The organism is Janthinobacterium sp. Mn2066, from assembly GCF_049319705.1.
GTDB lineage: Bacteria > Pseudomonadota > Gammaproteobacteria > Burkholderiales > Burkholderiaceae_D > Janthinobacterium.
In genome coordinates this window covers 1-504 of sequence record NZ_JBMOUF010000037.1, presented here as the reverse complement: position 1 = coordinate 504, position 504 = coordinate 1, and the positions used below count along the sequence as shown (strand labels likewise).

Sequence of the window (504 nt, the reverse complement as noted above, 5' to 3'; positions counted from 1 at the left end):
TCGACCGGCGAGCCGTTCAGGCCCGTTTTTCGTTCAATTTGACGCGATGTTTCGCGTCTTTGGGTAATCAAGACGGAATGCGGGATTCGGTAACCGTAAAACGCCTGCCGGCCAGCAGCAGATTGGCAAAGGCGAGCAGCGTGAACAACTGTGCTGTGTTCTTGGCCAGTCCGCGATAGCGCGTCTTACGATGACGGAACAGGTTCTTGATGACATGAAACGGATGCTCGACTTTTGCCCGCACGCTGGCCTTCAGATGCTCCAGCTTTTCCGTCAGGCGCCCCAGTTTGTTATTGGGCAGCGCCTTGCGTTTGGAGCGTTTCATGGCTACGTGCCACGTCACCGATTTGCCGGTGTTTTCAGGCCGCTTTTCTACGCCCTGGTAGCCGGCGTCGCCGAGTGCGGCTGTCTCGTCACCATGCAGCAGCGCGTGCGCCTGTGTCACATCGGCAACGTTCCCGGCCGTGCCGACGACCGTATGCACCAGGCCCGACGCGGCATCGA

The 504-nt window shown here is 59.3% G+C and carries 1 protein-coding gene; it reads right to left on the bottom strand.

Going from position 1 to position 504, the window contains the following annotated elements:
- Nucleotides 1-67: 67 nt before the first annotated feature.
- Nucleotides 68-504, bottom strand: a 437-nt coding sequence (locus ACL9RI_RS27645; RefSeq protein ID WP_422729644.1) for a transposase, incomplete at its 5' end; no start/stop codon positions are given.